The sequence below is a fragment of the Streptomyces sp. SM10 genome (assembly GCF_002910915.1).
Lineage (GTDB): Bacteria > Actinomycetota > Actinomycetes > Streptomycetales > Streptomycetaceae > Streptomyces.
This window is the reverse complement of the sequence record NZ_NEUF01000186.1, coordinates 31804-58473: the sequence shown is the minus strand read 5'-3', so window position 1 is coordinate 58473 and position 26670 is coordinate 31804. Positions and strand designations below refer to the sequence as shown.

Here is a 26670-nt window from a genome sequence, read left to right as displayed (position 1 = left end):
GACTCTGGCGCGTACGTACGAGAGAAGGCTTTCCCATGAATTTCGCTCCGCTGCCCTCGGTGGACGTCGCGGCGGTTCCGTCGGACGGCTTCGTGCTGGACGTCCGGGAGGACGACGAGTGGGCGGCAGGGCACGTCGACGGCGCCTTGCACATCCCGATGAGTGACTTCGTGGGCCGCTTCGGCGAGCTGACCGAGGCGGCCGACGGCGGTCGGCGTGTGCACGTGATGTGCCGGGTCGGCGGCCGCTCCGCCCAGGTCACGCAGTACCTGGTGCAGCAGGGGGTCGACGCGGTGAACATCGACGGCGGCATGCTGGCCTGGGACGGTGCCGGGCGCCCGATGGTCTCGGACAACGGGAACTCGGCCTTCGTCCTCTGAGGGCCTCCCCGGTCGCTTGTCCCGGACGCAACCGGCACCGGCACCCGGCACTTCCATCGGCACCGGGCACTTCCATCGGCACCGGGCACTTCCATCGGCACCGGCACCGCCCCTTGACCGAGGTGCAACGGGCGGCTGCCCGGTCGAGTCACTGCCGGACAAGCGACCACCGTGCCGGTGACTGCCCGGACAAGGCTGCTGCCTGGTCAATGGCCTGCCCGGCGGTTGCCCGGGCAGGCCGGCGGTCCGCGTGGGTCTCTGTGCGGCGGGGGTCAGCGGTCGAAGTCGAGGGCGACTTCCGCGGTGAGGGGGTGCGACTGGCAGGCCAGCACGAAGCCGGCTTCGGTCTCCTCCGGTTCCAGTGCGAAGTTGCGGTCCATCCGCACCTCGCCCGAGACGAGGAAGGCCCGGCAGGTCCCGCACACGCCCCCCTTGCAGGCGTACGGGGCGTCCGAGCGGCTCCGCAGCACGGTGTCCAGCAGCGACTCACCGCCCTGGACCGGCCAACTGCCGGAACGGCCGTCGAGTGTCGCCGTGAGGGTACTTTCCGACGGTGCGGTCACCCGGGCGGCGCTCGTCAGGGTCGTCCCTTCGTCGGCGACGTGGAAGATCTCCTGGTGGATGCGTGAACGGTCGGCGCCGAGTGCGCGCAGCGCGCCTTCGGCTCCTCGGACCAGGCCGAGCGGTCCGCACAGGAACCAGCCGTCCACGTCCGGTACCGAGAGCAAGGCCGGCAGCAGAGCGGTGAGCCGCTCGCGGTCCAGCCGGCCCGAGGGCAGCCCCGCGGCCTGTTCCTCCCGGGACAGCGCGGTCACCAGCTGGAAGCGTTCCGGGTAACGGTCTTTGAGGTCCGCCACCTCGTCCAGGAACATCGTCGAGGCGGCCGTGCGGTCGCTGCGGATCAGGCAGAAGCGCGCGAGCGGTTCCCGCGCCAGCAGCGTCGACGCCATCGACAGCACTGGTGTGATGCCACTGCCGCCGACGATCGCGGCGAAGTGGCCCGGGCGCGGATCGAGAAGGAAGCGGCCCATCGGAGCCATCGCCTCCACCTGGTCCCCTACCGCCAGCTCCTTGATGGCGTACGTCGAGAACGCGCCCCCGTCGACCATGCGGATGCCCACACGCAGCAGCGGGTCGCCCGGCCGCTCGGTGGCGGGCGCGCAGATCGAGTAGGACCTCCGGATCTCCTCGCCGCCGATCCGGTAGCGCACGTTCAGATGTTGACCGGGAGTGTGGCGGAAGGTCTCGCGGAGTTCCGGTGGCACGGCGAAGGTGACGGCCACCGCGTCGTCCGTGATCCGTTCGATCGCGCTGACCCGGAGTGGATGGAACATCTACAACTCCTTGAAGTGGTCGAACGGTTCGCGGCATGCCACACAGCGGCGCAGCGCCTTGCACGCCGTGGAGGAGAAGCGGCTGAGCAGCTCCGTGTCCGTGGAACCGCAGTGCGGACAGCGAACGGAGAGGGTCAGGGGCACCGGCCCTTCCGGCCCGCTTCCCGGGCGGGGCGGTGCTATGCCGAACTCCTCGAGCTTGCGGCGGCCTTCGGTGCTGATGTCGTCCGTCGACCAGGCCGGGGCGAGGACCGTGACCACGGACACCTCGGCGACGCCGTGGTCGTGCAGCACACGCTCGATGTCGTGGGACATGGCCTCGATGGCCGGGCAGCCGGTGTACGTCGGAGTGAGCTGCACGGTGACCTTGTTCGGGCCGTCCGCCCGCACGCCTCGGAGAACTCCGAGTTCGTCCAGGGTCAGGACCGGGAGCTCGGGGTCGGGCACGGAGCCCGCCAGCCGGTGGAGCTCCGCCTCCAGCGGGGTCTCGGTGGTCACCATGACGCCCCCGGGTGACTGCGGTGCAGGTGCTGCATCTCGGCGAGCATCCGCCCGAACGGCTCCGTGTGCAGGCCCTGCCGGCCCGCGCCGGCCGCCCATGCCCCGGACTGCGGCCCTGAAGGGAGAGTCAGGGTGGCCCTCTCCACCACGGAGGCGACGGCGGCCAGCCAGCCGTCGCGCAGGGCGTCCCGGTCTACGTCGACCCCCTCGACGGGCTCGAACAGCTCGCCTGTGAAGCGCCACAGCGCGTCCAGCGCACGCTGCATGCGCTCATGGCTCTCCGCGGTGCCGTCCCCGAGTCGCAGGACCCACTGCTCCGCGTGGTCGCGGTGGTAGGCGACCTCCTTGACGGCCTTGGCCGCGAGATCCGCGAACTCGCCCTCACCGGCGGCCAGCGCGTCGTACAGCAGGTGCTGGTAGACGGAGAAGTAGAGCTGCCGGGCGATGGTCTGGGCGAAGTCGCCGTTGGGCTGCTCCACGAGCTGGACGTTGCGGAAGGCCCGCTCCTCGCGGAGGTAGGCCAGCTGGTCCTCGTCCCCGACGAACGAGAGCAGCATCCTGGCCTGTCCCAGCAGGTCCAGCGCGATGTTGGCGAGGGCGACCTCCTCCTCCAGGACCGGGGCGTGGCCCGCCCACTCCCCCAGCCGGTGCGAGAGCACCAGCGCGTCGTCGCCGAGGGCGAGGGCCGCGGTCACAGGTGCTTCACCCCGTCCGGGATCTCGTAGAACGTGGGGTGGCGGTAGGGCTTGTCCCCGGCAGGCTCGAAGAACGAGTCCTTCTCGTCCGGCGAGGAGGCCGTGACCGCTGTCGAGGGAACCACCCAGAGGGAGACGCCCTCCGAGCGGCGTGTGTACAGATCGCGGGCGTTGCGCAGGGCCATCTCGGCGTCCGGTGCGTGCAGGCTGCCCGCGTGGGTGTGGGACAGTCCGCGCCGGGAGCGCACGAACACCTCCCACAACGGCCAGTCGGTCGAGCTGCTCATGCGGTCGCCTCCATGGGCTGGGCGGCCGCCTCGGCTGTGCCGGGTCGCACCGCGTGCTTGTCTGCGTAGGCCGCCGCCGCGTCGCGGACCCAGGCGCCTTCTTCGTGGGCCGTGCGCCGCTGGGTGAGCCGCTCTTCGTTGCAGGGGCCGTTGCCCTTGAGGACCTCCTGGAACTCCGTCCAGTCGATCGCCCCGTAGTCGTGCTGGCCGAGCTCCTCGTTCCACCGGATGTCGGGGTCCGGGAGCGTGAGCCCCAGTGCTTCTGCCTGCGGGACACAGATGTCGACGAACCTGCGACGCAGCTCGTCGTTGGAGTGCCGCTTGATCTTCCAGGCCATCGACTGGGTCGAGTGCGCCGAGGAGTCGTCAGGCGGACCGAACATCATCAGGGACGGCCACCACCAGCGGTTCACCGCGTCCTGCGCCATCTCGTGCTGCGCGGAGGTGCCCCGGCTGAGCGCGAGCAGCAGCTCGTATCCCTGGCGCTGGTGGAAGGACTCCTCCTTGCAGATCCGGACCATCGCCCGCGCGTACGGCCCGTAGGAGCAGCGGCAGAGCGGCACCTGGTTGGTGATCGCGGCGCCGTCCACGAGCCAGCCGATCGCGCCGACGTCCGCCCAGGTCAGCGTGGGGTAGTTGAAGATCGAGGAATAGCGCTGGCGGCCCGCGTGCAGCTTGTCGAGCAGCTCCTCGCGGCTGGTCCCCAGCGTCTCCGCCGCGCTGTACAGGTAGAGGCCGTGTCCCGCCTCGTCCTGCACCTTCGCCATCAGGATCGCCTTGCGGCGCAGCGAGGGTGCCCGTGAGATCCAGTTGGCCTCCGGCTGCATGCCGATGATCTCGGAATGAGCGTGCTGGGCCATCTGGCGGACCAGCGAGGCCCGGTAGGCCTCGGGCATCCAGTCGCGCGGCTCGATCCGGTCGTCCGCGGCCACCGCGGCGTCGAACGCCGCCTGGCGCTCCGCGTCCGCTTCGTCCGCCGCGCCTGCCGTCCTCTGCGTCGTCTGGTCCGCAGTCACTGCCGCCATCCCGGGCTCCCTACCGACCGATCGTTCGGTTCATTGACTTCAATGGTGGGTCGGAGGCCCGTAGGGTGTCAACCCTGTGGATAACTGAGTGGTGATCGACGGTGATCGGGGCGGGATGGACGCGGACCGCGGTGGGCGCACCGGAAACGAGAAGAAGCTTTCCTGGTCCGGCGTGACGAACGGCCCGGTCGCGGATCACGACGCGGAGGACGCACCCGCGGCGATACCGAGGACCGGTGCGGACCACCCCGTCCGCCCGGACGCCGCGAGCCCGGACGCCGCGAGCCCGGACGCCGCGACGCCGGACGCCGCGCCGCCGACGCCTGACACCGCGTCCGGGGCCTTCGCGCCTCGTCCGGCCGGCGGTATGGCCGCGCTCCCGTTTCCGTACCAGGTCGTCGCGGCGCTCGCGCTGTCCGTCCTGGGGCTGCTGGCGTGCGCGCACATATCCATGATCTTTCTGCATGTGGCGCCGTCCAACACCTTGACGAAGCAGCACGGTGACGTGGTCGACCGCTGGGTCTATCCCGAGTTCGAGCAGAACTGGAAGCTGTTCGCCCCCAATCCGCTCCAGCAGAACATCTCGGTGCACGTCCGGGCGGAGCTGGCCGACAACGGTGCCGACGGCAGCAGCATCACGCACTGGATGAACCTCTCGCGTGACGACGGCGAGGCGATACGCGGCAACCCCCTCCCCAGCCACGTCGACCAGAACGAGCTGCGCCGTGCCTGGGACTTCTTCACCGGGTCCCACGACGACGAGAACCGCCCCAACGGCCTGCGCGGTGAGCTGTCCGAGCGCTACATCCGCCGCATCGTCATGCTGCGCCTGGACGAGCACGGATACGGCGGAAAGGTCGAGCGCATCCAGGTGAGGTCGGTCGTCCGCGCCGTCGGTGCGCCGCCGTGGAGCGACGAGAAGATCAGCACCGAGCCGAAGTACCGGGAGCTCCCGTGGTGGACCGTCACCCCGTCCGACCTCCCCGGGACGGATCCCGCGGATCAGGAGCCTCAGGCCCGGAGGGCGGACCGATGACCACCCCTGCTCCCGTTCGCAGGGGCGTGGCGACCTCCGGCCAGTCGCTCGCCCGTGCCGTCCAGCGCGTCACCGCGTCGCCACTGGGGGCCTATCAGAGCGCTGTCGTGCGGATCGGTGTCTCCGCCACCTCTCTGCTGTTCCTGCTGCGCGAGTTGCCGCACCGCCACGAGTTGTACGGCCCCGACGGCCCGTGGGGCTGGGACATGGCGCGCCGGCTCATCACCAACAACGACTCGTTCACCGTCCTGATGTGGTCGGACAGCGCGTTCTGGTTCGAGATCGTGTACGCGCTCACGCTGGTGTCGGCGGCGCTGCTGATGGCCGGCTGGCGCACCCGGGCGACGTCCGTGCTGTTCATGGCCGGCGTGCTCTCCCTGCAGAACCGCAGCATCTTCATGGGCGACGGCGGCGACAACGTCATCCATCTGATGGCGGTCTACCTGGTGCTGACGCGCTGCTCGCGGGTCTGGTCCCTCGACGCGCGTCGTGCGGCCCGGGACGCCGTACGCCATGCGGAGGGGGGGCGACCCGCTCGTGACCTCGCAGGGCCCGCCCTGTGGGCGGTCCTCGGCTGCTTCCTCCTGACTGCCGGCCTCATGGGCGGGCTCGGCGGCACCTGGTGGCTGCCGGCCCTCCTGTGGGTGCTGTGGCTGGGCAACGGCGCCTGGTGGGCCGTGAACCGGTACGCGCCGGACCATGAGCTGCGCGCCCTCTTCGACGTCCTCGCCAACCTCGCCCACAACGCGGCGCTCGCCGTGATCATGGCCGAGGTCTGCCTGATCTACGCAACGGCCGGCTGGTACAAGATCCAGGGCTCCCGCTGGCAGGACGGTACCGCGATCTACTACCCGCTCAAACTGGACTACTTCGCCCCGTGGCCCGAGCTGTCCGGGTTCGTCGCGTCCAGTGCGCTGGTCGTCATGGTGGTCACGTACGTCACGGTCGTCGCGCAGGTCGCCTTCCCCTTCACCCTGTTCAACCGCCGGGTCAAGAACGTCCTGCTGGTCCTCATGATCGGTGAGCACGCCGGGATCTCCGTCCTGCTGGGGCTGCCCTTCTTCTCCATGGCGATGATCGCCGCGGACGCCGTCTTCCTGCCGACGGTCTTCCTCCTGTGGCTGGGCAACGCGGTGAAGCTCGGCAGGCGGCGGTTCTTCTCCCGCACCACCGGCCGGCTCAGACTGCCCCGTCAGCGCCGGGCGGAGCCGGAGGGCGAGGAGGTCCCGCGCGGCGACGGCGGCCGTGGCCATACGCTCGTCGGGTGACCAGCGAGACCGGCAGTACAGAAGAGCCCCCGGCGGCGGAGCCCGATCCGTCCGCGGAACCGATCCAGTACGACGACGGCTACGGCGCCGTGATCGGCGTCGGGCCGCATCCGCTGCCCTGGCCCCAGGGGGAGCGCTACGACCCCGAGCTCCTCGCCCAGGGGGACCGGCGCAACGTGGGCGACGCCTACCGGTACTGGACGAGGGAGGCGATCGTCGCGGATCTCGATCTGCGGCGCCACGACTTCCACGTGGCGGTGGAGAACTGGGGCCACGACTTCAACATCGGCTCGGTGGTGCGCACCGCCAACGCCTTCCTCGCGAAGGAGATCCACATCGTGGGGCGGCGGCGGTGGAACCGGCGGGGCGCGATGGTCACCGACCGCTACCAGCATGTGCGGCACCACCCGGACACGGCGGACCTGACCGCCTGGGCGGAGGCCGAGGGACTGCCGATCATCGGGATCGACAATCTTCCCGGCGCCGTGGCGCTGGAGCGGACGGAGCTGCCGCGCCGGTGTGTGCTGCTGTTCGGGCAGGAGGGCCCGGGTCTGACGGAGGAGGCGCGCAAGCACGCATCGATGGTGTGCTCGATCGCGCAATTCGGTTCGACGCGGTCGATCAACGCCGGTGCGGCAGCCGCCATCGCCATGCACGCATGGGTACAGAGGCATGCCGACATCCCGGAGCCGCTCGGCGAATGAGCGGTGACCGGGTGACCGGTGGAGCGGATGCCCGCTCCACCGGATGCCCACGGCCCGCCGGCCGGGTGCTCGCTCAGGCCTGGCGGCGGACCTCCACCACCCGGAAGCGGTTGGACACGAAGGCTCCGTCGCAGAGTGCCGCGTTGGCCGCCGGATTGCCTCCCGAACCGTGGAAGTCGGAGAAGGCCGCCGTCTGGTTGACGAACACGCCGCCGGTGAGGTTCAGCGAGAGCTGAGCCGATTCGTCGAAGCAGACGTCCTCCACCGCGCTCTCCACCTCCGGAGAGGTGGTGTACGCGCCGACCGTCATCGCACCCTTCTCGCGGACCGTGCGGCGCAGGAGGTCCAAGGCGTCACCGGTCGAGTCGACGGCCACCGCGAACGAGACCGGGCCGAAGCACTCCGAGAGGTAGGCCGCCCCGTCGTCGGGCTTGGAGCCGTCGAGTTTCACCAGGACCGGCGTACGGACCACGGCGTCGGGGAAGTCGGGGTTGGCCACCGGACGCGAGGCGAGTGCCACCTCGCCCAGCGCTGCCGCGCCCTCCAGCCTGGCCTTCACGTCGGCGTTCACCAGCGCGCCGAGCAGTCCGTTGGCCCGGGCGTCGTCGCCGAGGAGTCCGTCCACCGCCTCGGCGATGTCCGCCACCACCTCCTCGTAGGACTTCGCACCCGCGTCGGTCGCGATGCCGTCGCGGGGGATGAGCAGATTCTGCGGGGTGGTGCACATCTGGCCGCTGTAGAGGGAGAGCGAGAAGGCCAGGTTGGAGAGCATGCCCCGGTAGTTGTCGGTGGAGTCGAGGACGATCGTGTTGACGCCGGCCTTCTCGGTGTAGACCTGGGCCTGCCGGGCGTTGGTCTCCAGCCAGTCGCCGAAGGCGGTGGACCCCGTGTAGTCGATGATCTTGATTTCGGGGCGCACCGCCAGAGTCTTGGCGATGCCTTCGCCGGGCTGCTCGGCCGCCAGCGCGACGAGGTTCGGGTCGAAACCCGCCTCGGACAGAGCCTCGCGGGCCAGCTGGACGGTGAGCGCCAGCGGTAGGACGGCCCGCGGGTGCGGCTTGACCAGGACGGGGTTGCCGGTGGCCAGTGAGGCGAAGAGACCCGGGTAGCCGTTCCACGTGGGGAAGGTGTTGCAGCCGATCAGCAGGGAGATTCCGCGCCCGGCCGCCGTGTACGTCTTGTGGAGCCGCAGCGGGTCGCGCTTGCCCTGGGGCTTCGACCAGTCGGTGCTGCGGGGCGTACGTGTCTGTTCCTCGTAGGCGTACGCCACGGCTTCGAGGCCGCGGTCCTGGGCATGCGGGCCGCCGGCCTGGAAGGCCATGACGAAGGCCTGCCCGCTGGTGTGCATCACCGCGTGCGCCAGTTCGTGCGTACGGGCGCTGATCCGGGCGAGGATCTCCAGGCAGACCAGGGCCCTCGTCTCGGGCCCCGCCGCTCGCCAGGAGCCCATCGCGGCGCTCATGGCGGGGAGCAGGACGTCCATGTCGGCGTGCGGATACTCGACGCCGAGCTCCGGACCGTAGGGCGAGACCTCCCCGCCGGTCCAGCCGTCGGTACCGGGCTGGCCGAGATCCAGCCGGGTGCCGAGCACGGCGTCGAACGCGGCCTTGCCCTCGGCCGCGCCGAGGCTGCCGGGGAGACCTCCCTCGCCGTACGCCTTCGGGTGCTCGGGGTGCGGGGACCAGTAGGCGCGCGTGCGGATCGCGTCGAGGGCCTGGTCGAGCGTCGGTCGGTGGATCTCGGACAGCTTCTCGGGGGAAAGCTCGGCGGCCATGACGGACCAACTCCTCGTCGAGCCGGGCAGGGATGTGCGGACGGAGTTAGAGTAACCGAACGATCGGTCGGGACAAGGGGCCCCAAGGAACCTGTGGACAACTCATGGGGGAGGATCGCGGTCATGACCACGGCCAAGCGGGACACGTACACCCCGGAGACACTCCTCACCGTTGCGGTCCGTGTCTTCAACGAGCGCGGCTACGACGGCACGTCGATGGAGCACCTCTCCAGGGCGGCAGGGATCTCCAAGTCGTCCATCTACCACCATGTGGCGGGCAAGGAGGAACTCCTGCGGCGGGCGGTGAGCCGGGCGCTCGACGGGCTCTTCGGCATCCTCGACGAGACGGGGGCGGTGCAGGGGCGCGCGGTCGCCCGGGTCGAGTACGTCACGCGCCGCACGGTCGAGGTGCTCCTGGCGGAGCTGCCGTACGTCACGCTGCTGCTGCGGGTGCGCGGCAACACGAAGACGGAGCGCTGGGCGCTGGAGCGGCGGCGTGAGTTCGACCAGCGGGTGTCCGAGCTGCTCAAGGCCGCGGTGGCGGAGGGCGACCTGAGGGCCGACGTGGACATACGTCTGGCGACCCGGCTGCTCTTCGGCATGGTGAACTCGCTGGTCGAGTGGTACCGGCCGCAGCCGGGGCCTTCCTCGGAGGCGGACCAGCTCGCCGACACGGTCGTCCAGCTCGCCTTCGAGGGGATGCGGGCCGGCTGATCCGGGGCGGGGGCGTCGACCCCCTGGCCCTCTGCACGGCGGCCCAGGGGGCCGCGTCACCAGGGAGTGGCGTCCTGGTCGAGATCGGCCGGGCGGTCCTGGCGCGGTCCCAGGTCGGTCTCCTCGAACACCAGCAGGGTGCGGGTCGACAGCACCTCGGGTATCGCCTGGATCCTGGTCAGGACCAGCTCGCGCAGCGCCTGGTTGTCCGGGGTGTGCACCAGGAGCAGGACGTCGAAGTCTCCGCTGACCAGGGCGATGTGGGTGGCTCCCGGAAGGGCTTGGAGCTGTTCCCGCACGGTGCGCCAGGAGTTCTGGACGATCTTGAGCGTGATGTAGGCGGAGGCTGCCTCCCCGGCCCGCTCGTGATTGACGCGTGCGCTGAAACCCCGGATCACGCCGTCCTCGACGAGCCTGTTGATGCGGGCGTACGCATTGGCCCGCGAGACGTGGACGCGTTCGGCGACGGCGCGTATCGAGGCGCGACCGTCCGTCTGGAGGATGCGCAGGATGGCCCGGTCGACGGAGTCCAGCGGCCGCGCGGGCGGTGTGCGGCCGCTGTTCCCGGCCCCGTCGGCCATTTGTTCAGCTGGCATCTGCCCGCGCCTCCCTGTTGTGGACGACCTGCCCCTATCCCAGGCTGTGGAGAACCGTTTGTCCACAGGCTGGAGCCGCCTGTAGCCAAATTGCGCCCGCGACCGAACAATCGGTAGGTGAGGCGCACCACACCGGTGCCTCGCCCACGCCCCGAATGCTGCAGATTTCGACACCCCTCGATACATCTCGATGCCAGGAGGTGCTTGTCATGACGGTCCAGGAGCTGCCCGGCGCAGCCGCCTACCGGCCCACGCCGCCCCCGGCCTGGAAGCCGCTCACCGATCCCGCGCCGCTGCTCCCGGACCCCGAGCCGTTCCGCGTGCTCGGTACGGATGCCGCTGACGGCGCCGATCCCGAGCTGCTGCTGAGGCTCTACGCCGAGCTGGTGCGCGGTCGCCGGTACAACGCGCAGGCAACCGCGCTGACCAAGCAGGGCAGGCTCGCGGTGTACCCGTCTAGCACCGGTCAGGAGGCCTGCGAGATCGCGGCCGCACTGGTGCTGGAGGACCGTGACTGGCTCTTTCCCAGCTATCGCGACACCCTTGCCGCGGTGGCGCGCGGCCTGGACCCCGTCGAGGCGCTGACGCTGCTGCGAGGGGACCGGCACACCGGGTACGACCCGCGTGAGCACCGCATCGCCCCGCTGTGCACCCCGCTGGCCACCCAGCTGCCGCATGCTGTGGGCCTGGCGCACGCGGCGCGCCTCAAGGGCGACGACGTGGTGGCGCTCGCGATGGTCGGCGACGGAGGGACGAGCGAGGGCGATTTCCACGAGGCGCTGAATTTCGCGGCCGTCTGGCGCGCCCCGGTCGTCTTCCTCGTACAGAACAACGGCTTCGCGATCTCCGTGCCGCTGGCCAAGCAGACCGCGGCGCCGTCCCTCGCCCACAAGGCCGTGGGTTACGGGATGCCGGGACGTCTGGTCGACGGCAACGACGCGGCCGCGATGCACCAGGTGCTGAGCGAGGCGGTGGCACGGGCCAGGAGCGGAGAGGGACCGACGCTGGTGGAGGCCGTCACGTACCGCATGGAAGCCCACACGAATGCGGACGACGCCACCCGTTACCGCGGCGACAGCGAGGTGGAGGCGTGGCGCGCCCACGACCCGGTCCGGCTGCTGGAACGCGAGCTGACGGGGCGCGGGCTGCTGGACGAGGACACCATCGGGACCGTGAGGGAGGCGGCGGAGCGCATGGCCGCGACGCTGCGGGAGCAGATGAACGCCGATCCGGTGCTCGACCCGATGGATCTGTTCAGCCACGTCTACGAGGAACAGACCGGCCAGCTGCGGGAACAGGCGGCTCTTCTGCGGGGCGAGCTGGACGCCGAACACGGCCCGCACGACGAGAGCGGCGCGGAGGGCGGCCGATGAGCACCGCTGCGGTGACGGCAGACGTGCGGACCGGCAGGGCGAAGCCGGCCACGATGGCGCAGGCTCTCGGCAGGGCGCTGCGCGACTCGATGGCCGAGGATCCGACGGTGCACGTCCTCGGGGAGGACGTGGGCACGCTCGGCGGAGTCTTCCGCGTCACCGACGGTCTGGCGAAGGAGTTCGGCGACGCCCGCTGCACGGACACTCCGCTGGCCGAGGCGGGAATCCTCGGAGCGGCCGTGGGCATGGCGATGTACGGGCTGAGGCCCGTGGTGGAGATGCAGTTCGACGCCTTCGCCTATCCGGCCTTCGAGCAGCTGATCAGCCATGTCGCCAAGATGCGGAACCGGACGGCGGGTGCCATGCCCCTGCCGATCACGGTGCGGGTGCCGTACGGCGGGGGGATCGGGGGCGTCGAGCACCACAGCGACTCCTCGGAGGCGTACTACATGGCGACCCCGGGCCTGCACGTCGTCATGCCGGCCACGGTCGAGGACGCGTACGGGCTGCTGCGGGAGTCGATCGCCTCCGACGATCCGGTGGTCTTCCTGGAGCCTAAGAGGCTCTACTGGTCCAAGGCCGACTGGTCGCCCGACGCACCGGCGGCGGTCGAGCCGATCGGGAGGGCCGTCGTGCGGCGCCCCGGGCGCAGCGCGACCCTGATCACCTACGGCCCGTCCCTCCCGGTGTGCCTGGAGGCCGCCGAGGCGGCCACGGCCGAGGGCTGGGACCTCGAGGTGGTCGACCTGCGCTCGCTGGTGCCCTTCGACGACGAGACCGTCGCCGCGTCGGTCAGGCGTACGGGGCGGGCGGTGGTCGTCCACGAGTCGTCCGGATTCGGCGGTCCGGGCGGTGAGATCGCGGCGCGGGTCACCGAGCGGTGCTTCCACCACCTGGAGGCGCCGGTCCTGCGCGTCGCCGGGTTCGACATTCCTTATCCGCCGCCGATGCAGGAGCGGCACCATCTGCCGGGCGTGGACCGGGTGCTCGACGCGGTCGCCCGACTTCAGTGGGAGGCCGAGAGCTGATGGCGCGGGTGCTCGAATTCAAGCTGCCGGACCTGGGCGAAGGGCTGACCGAGGCCGAGATCGTTCGCTGGCTGGTGGAGGTCGGCGACGTCGTGACCGTCGACCAGCCGGTCGTCGAGGTCGAGACGGCCAAGGCGATGGTGGAGGTTCCCTGCCCCTACGGGGGTGTGGTGACCGCACGATTCGGCGCGGAGGGGGCGGAGCTCCCGGTCGGCGCGCCACTGCTCACGGTGGCGGTCGGATCGATGGAGCCGGCGCCCGGCGACGAGGCGTCCGAGCCCGCCGGCGCGGATGCCGAGAGCGGTGTGTCGGGCAACGTGCTGGTCGGCTACGGAACGGGGGCACCGGCCGCGCGGAGACGCAGGATCAGGCCCGCACCGGTCCCCGTCGCACCGGCGCCCGTGGCACCGGCACCCGCACCGGCACCGCCACCGGCGCCCGTGGCACCGGCACCCGCGACGATCACGGCCCCGGTGGATCCGCAGGGTCCCGTCGCCGTCATCTCCCCTCTCGTCCGGAAGCTGGCGCGTCAGCACGGCCTCGATCTCCGGCTGGTCGCCGGCACGGGACGTGACGGGCTGATTCTGCGGACCGACGTGGAGTCCGCCATCCGGACCGCGGACGAGGAACGTGCGGTCGGCGCGGCCCCGGTGGCCGGTCCAGGGCCGGAGGCGGAGGCGGAGGCCGAGCGGATCGCTCTGCGCGGGGTCCGGGGCGCGGTCGCCGAGAAGCTGTCGAGGAGCCGGCGGGAGATCCCCGACGCCACCTGCTGGGTCGATGCCGATGCCACCGAGCTGATGGCTGCACGGGCCGCCATGAACGCCACGGGGCCCAAGGTGTCGGTGCTCGCGCTGCTGGCCCGCATCTGCACGGCGGCGCTGGCCCGGTTCCCCGAGCTCAACTCGACGGTGGACACCGAAGCCCGGGAGATCGTGCGGCTGCCCGGGATCCATCTGGGGTTCGCCGCCCAGACGGAGCGCGGCCTGGTCGTTCCGGTCGTGCGGGACGCGCACACCCGGAACACGGAGTCGATCGGTGCCGAGATCACCCGGCTGACCGAGGCGGCCCGGGACGGGAAGCTGACCCCGGCGCAGCTCACCGGAGGGACGTTCACGCTCAACAACTACGGGGTGTTCGGCGTCGACGGGTCGACGCCCATCATCAACCACCCCGAGGCGGCCATGCTCGGCGTCGGCCGCATCATGGCCAAACCCTGGGTGCACGGAGGCGAGCTGGCGGTCCGCCAGGTCGTGCAGCTCTCCCTCACCTTCGACCACCGGGTCTGCGACGGCGGCACGGCGGGCGGGTTCCTGCGGTACGTCGCCGACTGCGTGGAGCAGCCGGCGGTGCTCCTGCGCACGCTGTAGCGGGGGCGGCCCCGGGCGGTTCCGGCCTGCGGCGGTGTCCGCCGTGGACGGTTCCGTCCGGCTCCCGTGGTGATTTCGGTCCCTGGGGAGACCGTCCTGGGCGGGCGGCCCGCATACTCGGGGCATGACCGCGTATGACGCCATCGTTCTGGCCGGCGGGGCCGCGAAACGCCTCGGGGGAGCCGACAAGCCAGGGCTCCGCGTGGGCGGCCGTGCGCTGCTCGACCGGGTTCTCGCCGCATGTGCCGACGCCGGGTCCACCGTGGTGGTGGGTGGGCGCCGGCCCACCGTGCGCCCGGTCGCCTGGACACGTGAAGTGCCCGAGGGCGGCGGACCGTTGGCCGCGCTCGGTGCGGGCGTGCGGCAGACGGACGCGGAGAGCGTCCTGGTGCTCTCCGCCGATCTGCCGTTCCTGGGGGAGGAGACGGTCCGCTCGCTGCTGGCCGCGGCGCGGACGGGGGAGCACGAAGGGGCCTTGTGCACCGACGGGGACGGCCGGGACCAGCCGTTGGTCGCCGTCTACCGGGGCGAGCCGCTCCGCCGTGAACTGGCCCTTCTCGCCGCGGAACACGGCGGTCTCGCAGGTCTCCCGCTGCGGTTGCTGACGGCCGAGCTGGATCTGGCCCGGGTCCAGGCCGGCTCTCTCTCGTCGTTCGACTGCGACACCTGGGAAGACATTGCTGCCGCCAGGGCGCGGATCAGGGAGCATGGGACCGTGCTGGACGAATGGATCACCGCAGTCAAGAACGAACTGGGCATCGAACTCGACGTCGACACCGGCGTCCTGCTCGATCTCGCCCGCGATGCCGCGCACGGCGTCGCCCGGCCCGCCGCCCCGCTGACCACCTTCCTCGTGGGATACGCGGCGGCGGTGGCGAGCAGCGGAAAGAGCCCGGAGGCTGCTGCCGAAGCAGTCGCCGAAGCCTCCCGTAAGGCCACCGCCCTCGCGCTCCGATGGGAGGAGGAGACGGAGGAGGGCAGCGGGCCCGGAGCGCCATGACCGCCCAGGGGCGCGAAGCGCGGGCGGCCGAGGAGGAACGGGCGGCCGAGGAGGAACGGGCCGTCGAGCAGGCCCTCGCGATCGTCGGACATCAGCCGGGGGCCACCCACTCCCCGTCGGACGGGTCGGGCGGGGCGGCACCTGCCTCCCCGCCGACGCCGGTGCAGCCGGGCGAGCGCACCAACGCGACACCGGGTGGCTCCCCCGGACCGGGCGGCTCCCCGGCCCCCGGCAGCTCCCGCAGACAGGGCAGCCCCCCCGCACCGGGTTCCCCGGCACAGGGCGTGCCGGGATCCGGCCCGTCCAGCGGCCCGTCCACCCTTCACGGAGCTCCGACCCACGGTTCCCGGTCCTCTGGCTCCCCGGCCTCTCCGCATGCCCACCGAGCCAGGGCCACTCCCTGGTCCCGGGCACGCGCCCTGGCCGAGCGCCTCGGACGGTCCGCTCCCCTGGCCGCCCACCGTCTCCCCCTGGACCGCGCCCTCGGGCACGTCCTGGCCGAGGCCGTCGTCGCCCTCACCGATCTGCCGTCGTTCGACACCTCGGCCATGGACGGCTGGGTCGTGGCGGGGCCCGGGCCCTGGACTGTGCGAGAGGGGGAAGGGCTGCTCGCCGGACGGGGCTCATCGGAGCGCCTCCCCGACGGGCACGCCCTGCGGATCGCCACCGGTGCGCGCCTCCCCGCAGACGCCACCGCCGTGATCCGCAGCGAGCACGCCCACTGCGACGAGGCCAAGGGGCTGTTGCACGCCACACGCGAGGTCGTCACGGGCCAGGACATCCGGCCCCGGGGCCAGGAGTGCCGGTCCGGCGACGAGCTCCTGCCCGTCGGGACGGTAGTGACCCCGCCCGTGCTCGGGCTGGCCGCTGCCGCCGGGTACGACGCCCTCGTCGCCGTACCCCGGCCTCGTGTCGACGTCTTCGTGCTCGGTGACGAGCTGCTCACGGCGGGGCTTCCGCGTGAGGGCCTGATCCGGGACGCACTCGGCCCCATGCTGGCCCCCTGGCTCCGCGCTCTGGGTGCGGAGGTCGCGGATCCCCGGCGGCTGGGTGACGATGCCGGGGCCCTCCGTCAGGCGCTCGTCTCCTCCGATGCCGATCTGATCCTCACCACGGGAGGAACGGCCGCCGGGCCGGTGGACCACGTCCATCCGGTACTCGCCGAGATCGGGGCCGAGCTGCTGGTCGACGGCGTGGCCGTGCGTCCCGGCCATCCCATGCTGCTGGCGCGGCTTCCCGAAGGCGGCCCCTGCCTGGTGGGGCTGCCCGGTAACCCTCTCGCGGCGGTGTCCGGGCTTCTCACGCTGGCCGAACCCCTGCTCCGGGGAATCGCCGGCAGGCCCGCCCCGGAGCGCTATCGCGCCCCCGTCCACGAAGAGGTGCACGGACACCCGCATGACACCCGGCTGATCCCCGTGGTCCACCGCGACGAGGGCGTCGTTCCCCTGCATTACAACGGCCCCGCCATGCTCCGGGGGATCGCCGCCGCGGACGGGCTGGCCGTGGTGCCGCCCGACGGGGTACGGTCCGGCACCGAGGTGGAGATCCTCGATCTACCGTGGGCCTCGGCATCGCCGTGGACGGAAGGGTGTTTCACGTGAAACTTCCCGGCCACGACGCGATGGCCAGGCGCGCGGACGAACACGTCGTGCCGACGCGGGTGCTTCTACCCCGGCGGGTGGTCGACCGGCCTCTGCGGCAGGTGGCCAAGCGGCTGGCGATGGCGCTCACGGTGCTGGCCCTCACGGTCTTCATCGTCTGGGCCGACCGGGGCGGGTACCACGACAACGCGGACGGCAAGGTCGACTTCCTCGACGCCGTCTACTACGCGACGGTGACCCTGTCGACGACCGGGTACGGCGACATCGTCCCTTACAGCGACTCGGCCCGGCTGGTGAACGTCATCCTGGTGACGCCGCTGCGCGTGCTCTTCCTCATCATCCTGGTCGGCACCACCCTCGAGGTCCTGACGGAGCGGACCCGGGAGGACTTCCGGCTGAACCGTTGGAGAACCAACTTGCGTGAACACACCGTGGTCGTCGGCTTCGGCACGAAGGGCCGCTCGGCGATCCAGACGCTCTGTGCCACCGGTCTGAAGAAGGACCAGATCGTCGTCGTCGACCCGGCCGGCAAGGTGATCGAGGCAGCCAACGCCGAGGGTTTCGTAGGTGTGCTGGGTGATGCGACGCGCAGCGATGTGCTGCTGCGGGCCGAGGTGCAGAAGGCCCGTCAGATCATCATCGCCACGCAGCGCGACGACACCGCCGTACTGGTCGCACTGACCGCGCGTCAGCTCAACCGGGGCGCGAAGATCGTCGCTGCCGTGCGGGAGGAGGAGAACGCACCGCTGCTGCGGCAGTCGGGCGCCGATGCCGTGATCACCAGCGCGAGTGCGGCCGGGCGTCTGCTGGGTCTCTCCGTCCTGAGCCCCAGCGCGGGCACGGTGATGGAGGACCTCATCCAGCAGGGCAGCGGTCTCGATCTCGTCGAACGGCCGGTGATAAAGGCAGAGGTGGGCAAGAACGTCCGGGAGACCGACGACCTGGTGGTCAGTGTCCTGCGCGGGCATCGGCTGATCGGATACGACGATCCCGCAGCCAGCCCCCTGCAGTTGACGGACCGGGTGATCACGATCGTGCGGGCCTCACCGATCCACCCGTCGCTGTTGAATCATCCGCAGCAGCCCAACCAGCGGCCGTAGGACAGGACCCGGGCGGCGACGCAGGGCAGGTCCGCCCCGCCCGGGGGCCCGCACGGAGTAGCCTCGCGGCCATGTATGCGATCACGATCCCCGAACCCGGCGGTCCCGAAGCGCTCGTATGGGCCGAGGTCCCCGATCCCGAGCCGAGCGAGGGCGAGGTCCTCGTCGAGGTCGTGTCCAGCGCGGTCAACCGGGCGGACGTCCTGCAGCGGCAGGGTTTCTACAACCCCCCGCCCGGTGCCTCTCCCTACCCGGGCCTGGAGTGCGCGGGCCGCATCGTGGCGCTCGGCCCCGGGGTGACCGGATGGGCCGTGGGCGACGAGGTCTGCGGACTTCTCGCCGGTGGCGGTTACGCGGAGAAGGTGGCCGTCCCGGTCGGCCAGCTGCTGCCCGTGCCCGACGGCGTGGACCTCGCGCAGGCCGCCGCGCTGCCCGAGGTGGCGGCGACGGTCTGGTCCAACGTCTTCATGGTGGCCCACCTGCGCCCCGGTGAGACCCTTCTGGTCCACGGCGGATCCAGCGGCATCGGCACGATGGCGATCCAGCTCGCGAAGGCCGTCGGTGCACGCGTCGCGGTGACGGCGGGCGGTCCCGAGAAGCTGGCGCGCTGCAAGGAACTCGGCGCCGACATCCTCATCGACTACCGCGAGCAGGACTTCGTCGAGGAACTGCGCAAGGCGACGGACGGTGCCGGGGCGGACGTCATCCTCGACATCGTCGGGGCGAAGTACCTGGACCGGAACGTGCGGGCGCTGGCGGTCAACGGCCGCCTTGCCATCATCGGCCTCCAGGGCGGTGTCAAGGGCGAGCTGAATCTGGGCGCCCTGCTGAGCAAGCGGGCCGCTGTCACGGCGACGTCGCTCCGTGCGCGGCCGCTCGCCGAGAAGGCCGCGATCATCGCGGCGGTACGCGAACACGTGTGGCCGCTGCTTGCCGACGGCGTCGTCCGGCCGGTCGTGGACCGCACGATGCCGATGGCGGACGCGGCGGAGGCCCACCGGCTGATGGAGTCCAGCAGCCACATCGGCAAGATCATCCTGGCCGCCCCGGAGGCCTGAGCCGAACAGATCGCAGGAGGCGCGGGCAGGTCCGCGTACGCAGGCCCCGTACGGGTACGTCCCAGGGCGCGGCAGGTCCCGGTACGTGCGGGGCCCAGGGGTCCCGACAGGCGGCTGCAGGGCACGTCCCACGCCCGGGAGCGGGCAGACCCCGGCACACGGGCAGCTACGGCGGTGGGAGGCCCGACGCGCGAGCTGACCGTGTTCGCGTACCCCGGTGTCTTTCGTGGTGCGCGGCCCGACCGCGGCCGTGTGCCACGGGAAGACGCCGGGGCCCGGCACACACGGCGTGTGCGGGGCCCCGTGCGTAACGCGCCCGGTGATTCGTCGGTTACAGGTACGGGCCGGAGCGCGCCGGTCCGTGCGGGTCGACGCCGCCTTCCTCGTCCTCATGGCCGACGCCCGGAGGAAGGGCGCGGCGCATGGACTCCAGCTGAGCACGGGCCGCCATCTGCTGGGCGAAGAGCGCCGTCTGGATGCCGTGGAAGAGGCCCTCCAGCCAGCCGACCAGCTGGGCCTGCGCGATCCGCAGCTCCGCCTCGGAGGGCACGGACTCCTCGGTGAACGGCAGCGAGAGCCGTTCCAGCTCCTCCACGAGCTCCGGCGCCAGACCGTCCTCGAGCTCCTTCACCGAGCTCGCATGGATCTCCTTCAGCCTGACCCGGCTCGCCTCGTCGAGAGGAGCCACCCTGACCTCCTCGAGAAGCTGCTTGATCATGCTGCCGATGCGCATGACCTTCGCGGGCTGCTCGACCATCTCCGTCACCGGGATCTCACGTGATTCATCGTCACCGCCACCGCCGCCGATAGCCATTCCGTCCTGCCCCACCACGAGGACTTGGGGGTGCTCCTGCGACCGTTCATTCCTCGGCATCTCCATGACGCCATTGTCTCGCACGCAGGCCTCACCACATGGTGGTGCCCCCGGAACGGGATGACCACTCGCTCCCGGACGCACAGGAATCACGGAATGTGCGTCTCGGCAGGTGGCCGTGTGCACTGCGACCGGAGCCGGACCTGGTCACGGCCGGTGGACAGCGTCCCTGGTCAGAGGGTGGCCGCGTCAGTCCGTGCGGCGCATACGCAGCGCCAGGAACGCCAGGCCCAGCCCCACCAGGGCGATTCCCGACCCCAGCGAGACGTCCCGTACCTGACGCAGAGCGGGTTCGTCCAGCGCCTGTCGCTGCCGCTGGCGCTCGGTCTCACCGGGCTCGGGGAACGCCCCGGGCGGCGGTGTGAAAGCGGGCCGGTCCACGGGATCCTGATCCGGCGGCACCTCGTCCGCCGCGGCCTCGGAGTCCGCGATGTCCTGAGGGGAGAGCGACCGCCCCGGCCGAGCCCGCCCCTCCCCTGCCTGCCGCCCGGCGAAGGGCGGCTGCTCGGCGGATGCGCTCACGGAGGGGGACGGGGAATCCGAGGGCTTCGCCGGTGCCAGGTGGCCAGGGGGCGAGGAGGCGGAGGCTCCACCGTCCGTCTGTGCCCAGGCCGGCGGTCCGAGTGCCACCCCGACCGCCATCACCAGGCAGACGACGCACCGTGACGACCGTGAAGCCGGGAGTCCTGGAGGCATGAGATCAGCGTCACATGCTCCGATATGTCCGGCATCCCGAATGCGTCCGGAAGCCGCATCCCCTGATGGCGAGGGGAGTCAGCTCGGGCGCAGCCGGAGGGTGAGGGGAAGAGGCCGGTCAGGCCGGGTCGCCGGTCGCGATCCGCAGTTCGAAGTGGGCGCCCCGCTCGGGCACGGCCGTTCCCGACGTCGGGAACTGGTCGATGACCTGGTCCTCGGCGTAGGTGTTTCCCTCCACCTCGATGACCTTGACCGTCCAGCCCGCCGCGTCGGCACAGGCCCTCGCCGAGAGGATGTCCTTGTAGACGAAGTTCGGCGCCTGGACCTTGGCCGGGTCGTCCGAGTCCTCGGTGGGGTCGGTGCACTCGTCCTCGTCCATCGTCCGGTTCCGCTCCGGAGCCTTGTGCTCCCCGGCCACGGGGGACTCGCTGGTGCTCGGATCGCCGCCCTTGCCCGAGTCGTCGTCCTGCATGCTCAGGAAGGTGACGAGCCCGCCGATCGCGACGAGGGCCACGACGATCGCCCCGACGACGACGGGCATGTTCCGCCTGGAGCCGCCGCCCGTGCCTCCCGCGGTCGTCTGCGGGGACATCGTGTACGGCGGTGGGGTCTGGTGCCCCAGGTGCGCCGGGGTCCCGTACGGCTGGGGCGCCTGCGGGTAGCCGTAGCCCGGAGTGGGGGCGGGGGTGGCGTACGGCCCCGGCTGGTGCTGCTGCTGGTGGGGGTGCGGCTGGTACGGCGTCTGCACGCCCTGCGGTGCCGGGGTGGCCTGGTCGACGGGCGGGAAGACCGCCGAGCCGACGCCCGATCCGCTGTTGGCCGGACCGCTGCCGCCCGTGATCACCGGAGCGCCCGCGGGTCCGCTCGCGCTCAGCACGCGCGCGATCTCGTCCTGCATCGCCGCGGCGCTCGGGAAGCGCTCGTTCGGGTTCTTTTTCAGTGCGCGGGCGACGAGGGCGTCCATCGCGGGCGTGATCGACCGGTTGACGCTGGAGGGTGCGACCGGCTCCTCCTGCACATGCGCGTAGGCGATGGCCAGGGGCGAGTCCGCGTCGAACGGGATGCGTCCCGTGAGCAGCTGGAAGAGCATGATGCCGACCGAGTAGAGGTCGGAGCGCGCGTCGACGCCGCGGCCGAGCGCCTGCTCGGGGGAGAGGTACTGGGGGGTGCCGACGACCATGCCGGTCTGGGTCATCGAGGTGACCCCCGACTGCATGGCCCGGGCGATGCCGAAGTCCATGACCTTCACGACGCCGCGCCTGGTCATCATCACGTTGCCGGGCTTGATGTCGCGGTGGACCAGGCCCATCTCGTGGCTGGTCTCCAGGGCGGCGAGCACGTCCGCCGTCACCTTGAGCGCCTTGTCGGCCGGCATCGCGCCGTACTGCTGGATGTCCGACTGGAGCACGGAGCCGAGCGGCTGGCCCTCGACGTACTCCATGACGATGTACGGCATCAGCGCGCCGCCGAGCTCGTCCTCGCCCGTGTCGAAGACCGAGACGATGTTGGTGTGCTGCAGCTTGGCGACGGCCTGCGCCTCACGCCGGAAGCGCTCGCGGAAGGACTGTTCGCGCCCCAGTTCCGTGTGGAGCGTCTTGATGGCGACCTGCCGGTCGAGCGCGGTGTCGTACGCGAGGTAGACGGACGCCATGCCCCCCTCGCCGAGCAGGTCACGCAGCTGGTAGCGGCCACCGGCCACGGAACCGCCCGCGTAGCGCCCCTGTGCACCGTCGTGGCTCATGATCTTGCATCCCCCTCGGCGCCCGACGGACGCGATCATCCCTGTGACGGGCCAAGTCTGCCCGAGGGGTACGACACGTCAAGCCGGGTGCCCGTTCCGTGACCGTACGCACAAGAAGCGTCTCGGAAGCGTTACAGGAAGCGCATGGAATTTGCGCGGACGGCGCGCGAGCCGATTGGATGGCCCGTCACTCTCGAATCCGGCGTGTCGGACAGAGGCTGTAGCGTGACGTGGCAATGCAGCAAGGCACCGTGAGAACCCGCGGACGCGCGGACAGAAACGACGGCGAGGACTGATGGCACCCGAATCCGAAGCAAACGGCGGCGGAGTTTCGGATGGCACCGACTCCTGGGGTGTCGGCGGTGTGGTCGGGGACGGCCGTTACCGCATGACACACCGGCTCGGCCGCGGCGGCATGGCCGAGGTCTACGCCGCGGAGGACGTCCGTCTGGGACGCACGGTAGCGGTGAAACTGCTCCGTTCCGATCTGGCCGAGGACCCGGTCTCCAAGGCCCGCTTCACGCGGGAGGCACAGTCCGTGGCGGGGCTGAACCACCACGCGATCGTCGCCGTGTACGACTCCGGTGAGGACGTCGTGGGCGGGTCGACGGTGCCCTACATCGTCATGGAGCTCGTCGAGGGCAACACCATCCGCGACCTGCTGCTCGAGGCGGAGGCGCCGCCGCCCGAGCAGGCGCTGATCATCGTCTCGGGGGTCCTCGAAGCCCTGGCCTACTCCCACCAGCACGGCATCGTGCACCGGGACATCAAGCCGGCGAACGTGATCATCACGCACTCCGGCGCGGTCAAGGTGATGGACTTCGGCATCGCCCGCGCGCTGCACGGCGCCCAGTCGACGATGACCCAGACCGGCATGGTCATGGGCACGCCCCAGTACCTCTCCCCCGAGCAGGCCCTCGGCAAGGCGGTCGACCACCGCTCCGACCTGTACGCCACCGGATGCCTGCTCTACGAGCTGCTCGCCCTGCGGCCCCCGTTCACGGGCGAGACCCCGCTCTCGGTGGTCTACCAGCACGTCCAGGACATGCCGGTGCCGCCCTCCCAGACCGCGGGGGCCGTCCCGCCGGAGCTGGACGGACTCGTCATGCGGTCCCTGGCGAAGGACCCGGACGACCGGTTCCAGAGCGCGGAGGAGATGCGCGGCCTCGTCCAGTACAGCCTGCAGATGCTGCAGGTCCAGGGCGGGCACACGGGCACGTGGAACACCGGCCCGGTCGACGCGCACGACAGCGGCCGCACGGCGGCGATGAACGTGGGCGGCGGTACGGCGGCCATGGGGTACCCCACGCACGGGGACACCTCGCAGGGGCCGATCCTGCCGCCGATGAACCCGGACGACGGCGCGTACGCGGGCGGTCACCAGGGCGGGGGCGGCCGCGGGAAGATGTGGCTGTTCGTCCTGCTCGCGCTGATCGCGATCGGCGCGGGTGTCGCGTTCGCCCTCCAGGCGTCCGACCTGGGCGGCAACAAGAAGACCCCGACCACGCCCTCCACCTCCGCCTCTCCTTCGGAGACTCCGTCCTCGGCGGATCCGACGGACGAGGAGACGGAGGAGACCGAGGAACCGGACAGTTCCTCGGGCGGTCGGACGTGGGAGACCCGCGAGCCGTCGTACACCCCCTCCCAGGACCCGACCGAGCCGACCCAGGAGCCGACCGAGACGCCCACGGCGACGGACCCGGGCACGGGCGGAACGTCCGACGGCGGCACGACGACGGACGGCGGGACCGGGGACGACGGCGGTACGTCGGACGGTGGCACCGAGGGCGGCGGGACCGGTGACGACACGGGGGGCACGACGGACGGAACCACCGCGGGCACCCCGGCCGGCGGTGCGGCGGCGGGTGCCGCCGCGGGTTCGACGGGCACCACGGAGGGCTGACCGAGGGGCCTCACCCCGTGAAGGCCTCGCCGACCGCCTCGTACTCGCGCGTCCACCACACCGCCAGGGCCGACACCGCAGGGAACTGCGGGTCGGCCCTGCGGTCGTGAAGGCGGTAGCGCCAGCGGAGTATCCAGAAGTCGTTGAGGCGCTCCCACCACACCCGGTGCACGGCTGCCGCCAGCTCGGCCGCCCCCGCGCCCGCCGACCGCCGGTACGCGCGGGCGTACGCCCGCACCTTCTCCAGTGCCAGCTCGCCGTTCGGCCGGACGAAGAAGATCGCCGCTGCGCGTACGGCCTCCTCCGCGCGCGGCTGCACAGCGAGCCGGTCCCAGTCGACGATCGCCACGGGGTCGGCCCCCCGGTAGAGCAGGTTCAGCGGGTGGAAGTCTCCGTGCACCCATCCCCTCGCGGAGCCCTCGGGCGTCGGCGGGCGCCGGTGCGCGTGCTGCTCCAGCAGGGCGCGGCGTTCGACGAGACGGTGTACGGCGAGCTCGTCGAAGGCGTCCCGGGGCCCCATCCGCCGCGCGGCCGTCAGCAGCTCGTCGATCAGCGTGAACGTGTCGGTGGGGTCGGGGCTGGGGCTCTGGGCCCGTGCCGGAGACTGCGGGTCCGCCTCCATGACCTGCTCCAGACCCATGTGCACGGCGCCGAGGAGCGCCCCGAGCCTGCGTGACTGGGCCGTCGTCAGCTGGGCACCGTCCCGGTGGAGGCCGTCCACCCAGCGGTGCAGGGCGTAGCGCCGCCCGTCGATCACGGTCACCGTGTCACCCTCTGTGTCCGCGAGGGGTGGGGCCACCGGCACGCCGAGGGAGTGCAGCTGCTGGGTCGCCCGGTGCTGCCGGACGATCGTCGCGTGGTCGCCGCTGGCGTCGTCGAGGTGGTGCTTGTCGAGATGGTGCTTGAGGAAGTACGAGCCTCGCGTGGTGGACACGCGGTAACCGTGGTTGAGCAGGCCCTTGCTGAGGGGCTCGCAGGCGAGGGGCTCCCCGGCGTCGGGGTAGCGGCGCAGGACCTCGCCGACCGGAGGGACAGGCGGGAGGGGCACAGATGAGCGCAGCACCCGCCACATGTTAGGTGACGCTACGTGGCCGGGGTTACGGGGTTGCGTCGAAGGTCAGAGTGTGCATGTGCGCAAGACGCGGATCGAGCCGGAGGTACACCGGATCGAAGTGTTCGCCGTTCACCTCGGACGGGCCGGTTCCGAAGCGTTCGCGCTGGTAGGAGGCCGGATTCACGATCTCCACGGGGCCGGTGAACTGCACCGACCAGAGGTCTTCCCTGCCGCCGGGCTCCGGGAAGTTGAAGTTGTCCGCCCCGTACGCGATGACGCTTCCGTCGCAGGACTCGTGGAAGCCGAGTCCCCGGTGCATCCGCAGCAGCACCCGGCCCTCGATCACCAGGTGCCGGGCCACGGCCAGGAAGGGCAGGGCGCGCATGCTCATGGCCAGCCGGCCGTAGCGGACGCTGCCGAGCAGTTCGATCGCGCGGAGCTTCTCCGCGCGATCGGAGGCGGCCGGGGAGCCGCCGGAGGGGCCGGCGCCTGCGGTGTCGGAGGGGCGGGAGGAAAGCATGCGCTCCACTCTGGGCCACAGGTAGGAGCCGTGTAAGGGTCCGGCGCCCCCGAGGAACCGGGACCAAAGTCCCTGCCCCGGGTCCCGAGCGGCGCCGGGACCAAAGTCCCTGCCCCGGGTCCCGAGCGGCGCCGGGACCGACGCCCCCGCACCCAGCCCGTCGCGGCGCCGTGGTCGGCGCCCGCACACCTCGCCCGACCGGCGTCTCCCCGCCCCGCCCGGTCTCAGCGCTTCTCGGCCTGGAGCCTCGCCACGTACGCCGCCGCCTGCGACCGCCGCTCCATCCCCAGCTTGGACAGCAGGCTGGAGACGTAGTTCTTGATGGTCTTCTCGGCGAGGTGCAGCCGCTCGCCGATCACCCGGTTCGTCAGTCCCTCACCGATCAGGTCGAGGATCCTGCGCTCCTGGTCCGTCAGGCCCGCGAGCCGGTCGTCGCCCTTGCCGTCCTTGCCCTCACGCAGCCGCTCCAGCACGCGCGCAGTCGCCGCGGGGTCCAGCAGGGACTTGCCTGCCGCCACGTCTCGGACGGCGCTGAGCAGCTCGTTGCCCCGGATGGCCTTCAGTACGTATCCCGAGGCGCCGGCCATGATCGCGTCGAAGAGGGCCTCGTCATCGGCGTACGAGGTGAGCATCAGACACTTGATGTCCTCGTCCCTCGACCGGACCTCACGGCAGACCTCCACCCCGCTGCCGTCCGGCAGCCGCACGTCCAGGACGGCGACGTCGGGCCGGGTCGCCGGGATGCGTGCGAGCGCGTCCGCCGCCGTGCCCGCCTCGCCCACGACCTCGATGCCCTCCTCGGCGGACAACAGCTCGTGAACGCCACGCCGGACGACTTCATGATCGTCGAGCAGGAATACCGTGATTTTTCCTTCTTCGCGCACATTCGAAGTCTCACACACTCCTTTCCCGTCCGCCCTTCCCTGGGGCTGTCGCCCGGGATAACGTGCCGTTGTTCCGGCCGCCTGTCGTGCCGCTACCGGTGCTGTGACCAGCGAGAGTTCGCGATTTTTGCGATTTACTTGGAAATCCAAGCAAAAT

26 protein-coding genes are annotated in these 26670 nt (G+C 71.3%); 13 read left to right on the top strand and 13 right to left on the bottom strand.

Features of this window, described 5'->3' with window-relative positions:
• Positions 1-35 precede the first annotated feature (35 nt).
• Positions 36-380 carry a rhodanese-like domain-containing protein gene (locus B9S57_RS31825; RefSeq protein WP_103760629.1) on the top strand — a complete coding sequence of 115 codons (345 nt, stop codon included), beginning with the start codon at positions 36-38 and terminating at the stop codon, positions 378-380.
• A gap of 272 nt (positions 381-652) precedes the next feature.
• On the opposite strand, the gene B9S57_RS31820 is transcribed toward B9S57_RS31825, so the two are convergent.
• The 5 genes from B9S57_RS31820 to paaA are packed head-to-tail and all read right to left on the bottom strand — an operon-like array spanning position 653 to position 4222.
• Positions 653-1714 (bottom strand): 2Fe-2S iron-sulfur cluster-binding protein, encoded by a 1062-nt coding sequence (locus tag B9S57_RS31820; RefSeq protein WP_103760628.1) that lies wholly within the window; start codon positions 1712-1714, stop codon positions 653-655.
• Positions 1715-2215 carry a 1,2-phenylacetyl-CoA epoxidase subunit PaaD gene (paaD, locus tag B9S57_RS31815; protein ID WP_103760627.1) on the bottom strand — a complete coding sequence of 167 codons (501 nt, stop codon included), beginning with the start codon at positions 2213-2215 and terminating at the stop codon, positions 1715-1717.
• Positions 2209-2910 carry a 1,2-phenylacetyl-CoA epoxidase subunit PaaC gene (gene paaC, locus B9S57_RS31810; RefSeq protein WP_103760626.1) on the bottom strand — a complete coding sequence of 234 codons (702 nt, stop codon included), beginning with the start codon at positions 2908-2910 and terminating at the stop codon, positions 2209-2211. Before paaC ends, paaD begins: the two co-directional genes overlap by 7 nt.
• Positions 2907-3197 carry a 1,2-phenylacetyl-CoA epoxidase subunit PaaB gene (paaB, locus tag B9S57_RS31805; RefSeq protein ID WP_103760625.1) on the bottom strand — a complete coding sequence of 97 codons (291 nt, stop codon included), beginning with the start codon at positions 3195-3197 and terminating at the stop codon, positions 2907-2909. The genes paaC and paaB overlap by 4 nt, the downstream gene beginning before the upstream one ends.
• Complete coding sequence (gene paaA / locus B9S57_RS31800; protein WP_103760624.1) at positions 3194-4222, bottom strand: 1,2-phenylacetyl-CoA epoxidase subunit PaaA; 1029 nt, start codon at positions 4220-4222, stop codon at positions 3194-3196. Before paaA ends, paaB begins: the two co-directional genes overlap by 4 nt.
• A gap of 88 nt (positions 4223-4310) precedes the next feature.
• On the opposite strand from paaA, the gene B9S57_RS31795 reads away from it, so the two are divergent.
• Genes B9S57_RS31795 through B9S57_RS31785 form a run of 3 tightly spaced genes read left to right on the top strand, consistent with a single transcriptional unit; the run spans position 4311 to position 7230 of the window.
• The gene (locus B9S57_RS31795) at positions 4311-5258 is read left to right on the top strand and encodes a DUF5819 family protein (protein WP_374935999.1); all 948 of its coding nucleotides are present in this window, start codon (positions 4311-4313) and stop codon (positions 5256-5258) included.
• Positions 5255-6526: an HTTM domain-containing protein gene (locus B9S57_RS31790; RefSeq protein WP_103760623.1), complete on the top strand. Its 1272-nt coding sequence runs from the start codon at positions 5255-5257 to the stop codon at positions 6524-6526. Before B9S57_RS31795 ends, B9S57_RS31790 begins: the two co-directional genes overlap by 4 nt.
• The gene (locus tag B9S57_RS31785; RefSeq protein ID WP_103760622.1) at positions 6523-7230 is read left to right on the top strand and encodes a TrmH family RNA methyltransferase; all 708 of its coding nucleotides are present in this window, start codon (positions 6523-6525) and stop codon (positions 7228-7230) included. The genes B9S57_RS31790 and B9S57_RS31785 overlap by 4 nt, the downstream gene beginning before the upstream one ends.
• 73 nt (positions 7231-7303) lie before the next feature.
• Here B9S57_RS31785 and paaN read toward each other — a convergent pair whose 3' ends face one another.
• A complete protein-coding gene (gene paaN, locus B9S57_RS31780; protein WP_103760621.1) occupies positions 7304-9004 on the bottom strand; it encodes a phenylacetic acid degradation protein PaaN in 1701 nt (566 codons plus the stop codon).
• Positions 9005-9127: 123 nt separating this feature from the next.
• Here paaN and B9S57_RS31775 point away from each other — a divergent pair, with 123 nt between their 5' ends.
• The gene (locus B9S57_RS31775; protein ID WP_103760620.1) at positions 9128-9718 is read left to right on the top strand and encodes a TetR/AcrR family transcriptional regulator; all 591 of its coding nucleotides are present in this window, start codon (positions 9128-9130) and stop codon (positions 9716-9718) included.
• A gap of 56 nt (positions 9719-9774) precedes the next feature.
• Here B9S57_RS31775 and B9S57_RS31770 read toward each other — a convergent pair whose 3' ends face one another.
• Positions 9775-10299, bottom strand: coding sequence for an Lrp/AsnC family transcriptional regulator (locus B9S57_RS31770; protein ID WP_103760619.1), 525 nt, complete (start codon positions 10297-10299; stop codon positions 9775-9777).
• Positions 10300-10523: 224 nt separating this feature from the next.
• Between B9S57_RS31770 and pdhA the strand changes: the two genes are divergently transcribed.
• The 7 genes from pdhA to B9S57_RS31735 all read left to right on the top strand — a co-directional run bounded on the left by pdhA (position 10524) and on the right by B9S57_RS31735 (position 18841).
• Complete coding sequence (pdhA, locus tag B9S57_RS31765) at positions 10524-11687, top strand: pyruvate dehydrogenase (acetyl-transferring) E1 component subunit alpha (RefSeq protein ID WP_103760618.1); 1164 nt, start codon at positions 10524-10526, stop codon at positions 11685-11687.
• Positions 11684-12715: an alpha-ketoacid dehydrogenase subunit beta gene (locus B9S57_RS31760; protein ID WP_103760617.1), complete on the top strand. Its 1032-nt coding sequence runs from the start codon at positions 11684-11686 to the stop codon at positions 12713-12715. The genes pdhA and B9S57_RS31760 overlap by 4 nt, the downstream gene beginning before the upstream one ends.
• Complete coding sequence (locus B9S57_RS31755; protein ID WP_103760616.1) at positions 12715-14082, top strand: dihydrolipoamide acetyltransferase family protein; 1368 nt, start codon at positions 12715-12717, stop codon at positions 14080-14082. The genes B9S57_RS31760 and B9S57_RS31755 overlap by 1 nt, the downstream gene beginning before the upstream one ends.
• A 124-nt stretch (positions 14083-14206) precedes the next feature.
• Entirely contained in the window at positions 14207-15082 is an 876-nt protein-coding gene (locus B9S57_RS31750; RefSeq protein WP_103760615.1) for an NTP transferase domain-containing protein, read from the top strand.
• Positions 15079-16683 (top strand): molybdopterin molybdotransferase MoeA, encoded by a 1605-nt coding sequence (locus tag B9S57_RS31745; protein WP_181011551.1) that lies wholly within the window; start codon positions 15079-15081, stop codon positions 16681-16683. Before B9S57_RS31750 ends, B9S57_RS31745 begins: the two co-directional genes overlap by 4 nt.
• Positions 16641-17783: a TrkA family potassium uptake protein gene (locus tag B9S57_RS31740; protein WP_103760614.1), complete on the top strand. Its 1143-nt coding sequence runs from the start codon at positions 16641-16643 to the stop codon at positions 17781-17783. Before B9S57_RS31745 ends, B9S57_RS31740 begins: the two co-directional genes overlap by 43 nt.
• A gap of 71 nt (positions 17784-17854) precedes the next feature.
• A complete protein-coding gene (locus B9S57_RS31735; protein WP_103760613.1) occupies positions 17855-18841 on the top strand; it encodes an NAD(P)H-quinone oxidoreductase in 987 nt (328 codons plus the stop codon).
• Between the two features lie 331 nt (positions 18842-19172).
• On the opposite strand, the gene B9S57_RS31730 is transcribed toward B9S57_RS31735, so the two are convergent.
• The 3 genes from B9S57_RS31730 to B9S57_RS31720 all read right to left on the bottom strand — a co-directional run bounded on the left by B9S57_RS31730 (position 19173) and on the right by B9S57_RS31720 (position 22152).
• Positions 19173-19721: a bacterial proteasome activator family protein gene (locus tag B9S57_RS31730; protein WP_103760612.1), complete on the bottom strand. Its 549-nt coding sequence runs from the start codon at positions 19719-19721 to the stop codon at positions 19173-19175.
• Between the two features lie 183 nt (positions 19722-19904).
• Entirely contained in the window at positions 19905-20237 is a 333-nt protein-coding gene (locus B9S57_RS31725) for a hypothetical protein (RefSeq protein WP_258036722.1), read from the bottom strand.
• Between the two features lie 292 nt (positions 20238-20529).
• Positions 20530-22152, bottom strand: coding sequence for a protein kinase (locus tag B9S57_RS31720; protein ID WP_103760611.1), 1623 nt, complete (start codon positions 22150-22152; stop codon positions 20530-20532).
• Positions 22153-22447: 295 nt separating this feature from the next.
• Here B9S57_RS31720 and B9S57_RS31715 point away from each other — a divergent pair, with 295 nt between their 5' ends.
• Positions 22448-24055: a protein kinase gene (locus B9S57_RS31715; protein ID WP_103760610.1), complete on the top strand. Its 1608-nt coding sequence runs from the start codon at positions 22448-22450 to the stop codon at positions 24053-24055.
• Between the two features lie 10 nt (positions 24056-24065).
• On the opposite strand, the gene B9S57_RS31710 is transcribed toward B9S57_RS31715, so the two are convergent.
• From B9S57_RS31710 to B9S57_RS31700, 3 genes are all read right to left on the bottom strand, one after another.
• Entirely contained in the window at positions 24066-25127 is a 1062-nt protein-coding gene (locus B9S57_RS31710) for a phosphotransferase (protein ID WP_103760609.1), read from the bottom strand.
• 25 nt (positions 25128-25152) lie between these two features.
• The gene (locus B9S57_RS31705) at positions 25153-25629 is read right to left on the bottom strand and encodes a pyridoxamine 5'-phosphate oxidase family protein (protein WP_103760608.1); all 477 of its coding nucleotides are present in this window, start codon (positions 25627-25629) and stop codon (positions 25153-25155) included.
• Positions 25630-25853: 224 nt separating this feature from the next.
• Positions 25854-26513, bottom strand: coding sequence for a response regulator transcription factor (locus B9S57_RS31700; RefSeq protein WP_103760607.1), 660 nt, complete (start codon positions 26511-26513; stop codon positions 25854-25856).
• Positions 26514-26670: the final 157 nt, after the last annotated feature.

Bases quoted from the DNA above. Each gene is read 5' to 3' on its own strand.
- paaN (WP_103760621.1), bottom strand. From the start codon at position 9,004: ATGGCCGCCGAGCTTTCCCCCGAGAAGCTGTCCGAGATCCACCGACCG.
- paaD (WP_103760627.1), bottom strand. From the start codon at position 2,215: ATGGTGACCACCGAGACCCCGCTGGAGGCGGAGCTCCACCGGCTGGCG.
- paaA (WP_103760624.1), bottom strand. From the start codon at position 4,222: ATGGCGGCAGTGACTGCGGACCAGACGACGCAGAGGACGGCAGGCGCG.
- paaB (WP_103760625.1), bottom strand. From the start codon at position 3,197: ATGAGCAGCTCGACCGACTGGCCGTTGTGGGAGGTGTTCGTGCGCTCC.
- B9S57_RS31745 (WP_181011551.1), top strand. From the start codon at position 15,079: ATGACCGCCCAGGGGCGCGAAGCGCGGGCGGCCGAGGAGGAACGGGCG.
- B9S57_RS31710 (WP_103760609.1), bottom strand. From the start codon at position 25,127: ATGTGGCGGGTGCTGCGCTCATCTGTGCCCCTCCCGCCTGTCCCTCCG.
- B9S57_RS31775 (WP_103760620.1), top strand. From the start codon at position 9,128: ATGACCACGGCCAAGCGGGACACGTACACCCCGGAGACACTCCTCACC.
- B9S57_RS31750 (WP_103760615.1), top strand. From the start codon at position 14,207: ATGACCGCGTATGACGCCATCGTTCTGGCCGGCGGGGCCGCGAAACGC.
- B9S57_RS31705 (WP_103760608.1), bottom strand. From the start codon at position 25,629: ATGCTTTCCTCCCGCCCCTCCGACACCGCAGGCGCCGGCCCCTCCGGC.
- B9S57_RS31735 (WP_103760613.1), top strand. From the start codon at position 17,855: ATGTATGCGATCACGATCCCCGAACCCGGCGGTCCCGAAGCGCTCGTA.
- B9S57_RS31720 (WP_103760611.1), bottom strand. From the start codon at position 22,152: ATGAGCCACGACGGTGCACAGGGGCGCTACGCGGGCGGTTCCGTGGCC.
- B9S57_RS31730 (WP_103760612.1), bottom strand. From the start codon at position 19,721: ATGGAGATGCCGAGGAATGAACGGTCGCAGGAGCACCCCCAAGTCCTC.
- pdhA (WP_103760618.1), top strand. From the start codon at position 10,524: ATGACGGTCCAGGAGCTGCCCGGCGCAGCCGCCTACCGGCCCACGCCG.
- B9S57_RS31715 (WP_103760610.1), top strand. From the start codon at position 22,448: ATGGCACCCGAATCCGAAGCAAACGGCGGCGGAGTTTCGGATGGCACC.
- B9S57_RS31755 (WP_103760616.1), top strand. From the start codon at position 12,715: ATGGCGCGGGTGCTCGAATTCAAGCTGCCGGACCTGGGCGAAGGGCTG.
- B9S57_RS31820 (WP_103760628.1), bottom strand. From the start codon at position 1,714: ATGTTCCATCCACTCCGGGTCAGCGCGATCGAACGGATCACGGACGAC.
- B9S57_RS31825 (WP_103760629.1), top strand. From the start codon at position 36: ATGAATTTCGCTCCGCTGCCCTCGGTGGACGTCGCGGCGGTTCCGTCG.
- B9S57_RS31760 (WP_103760617.1), top strand. From the start codon at position 11,684: ATGAGCACCGCTGCGGTGACGGCAGACGTGCGGACCGGCAGGGCGAAG.
- B9S57_RS31770 (WP_103760619.1), bottom strand. From the start codon at position 10,299: ATGGCCGACGGGGCCGGGAACAGCGGCCGCACACCGCCCGCGCGGCCG.
- B9S57_RS31790 (WP_103760623.1), top strand. From the start codon at position 5,255: ATGACCACCCCTGCTCCCGTTCGCAGGGGCGTGGCGACCTCCGGCCAG.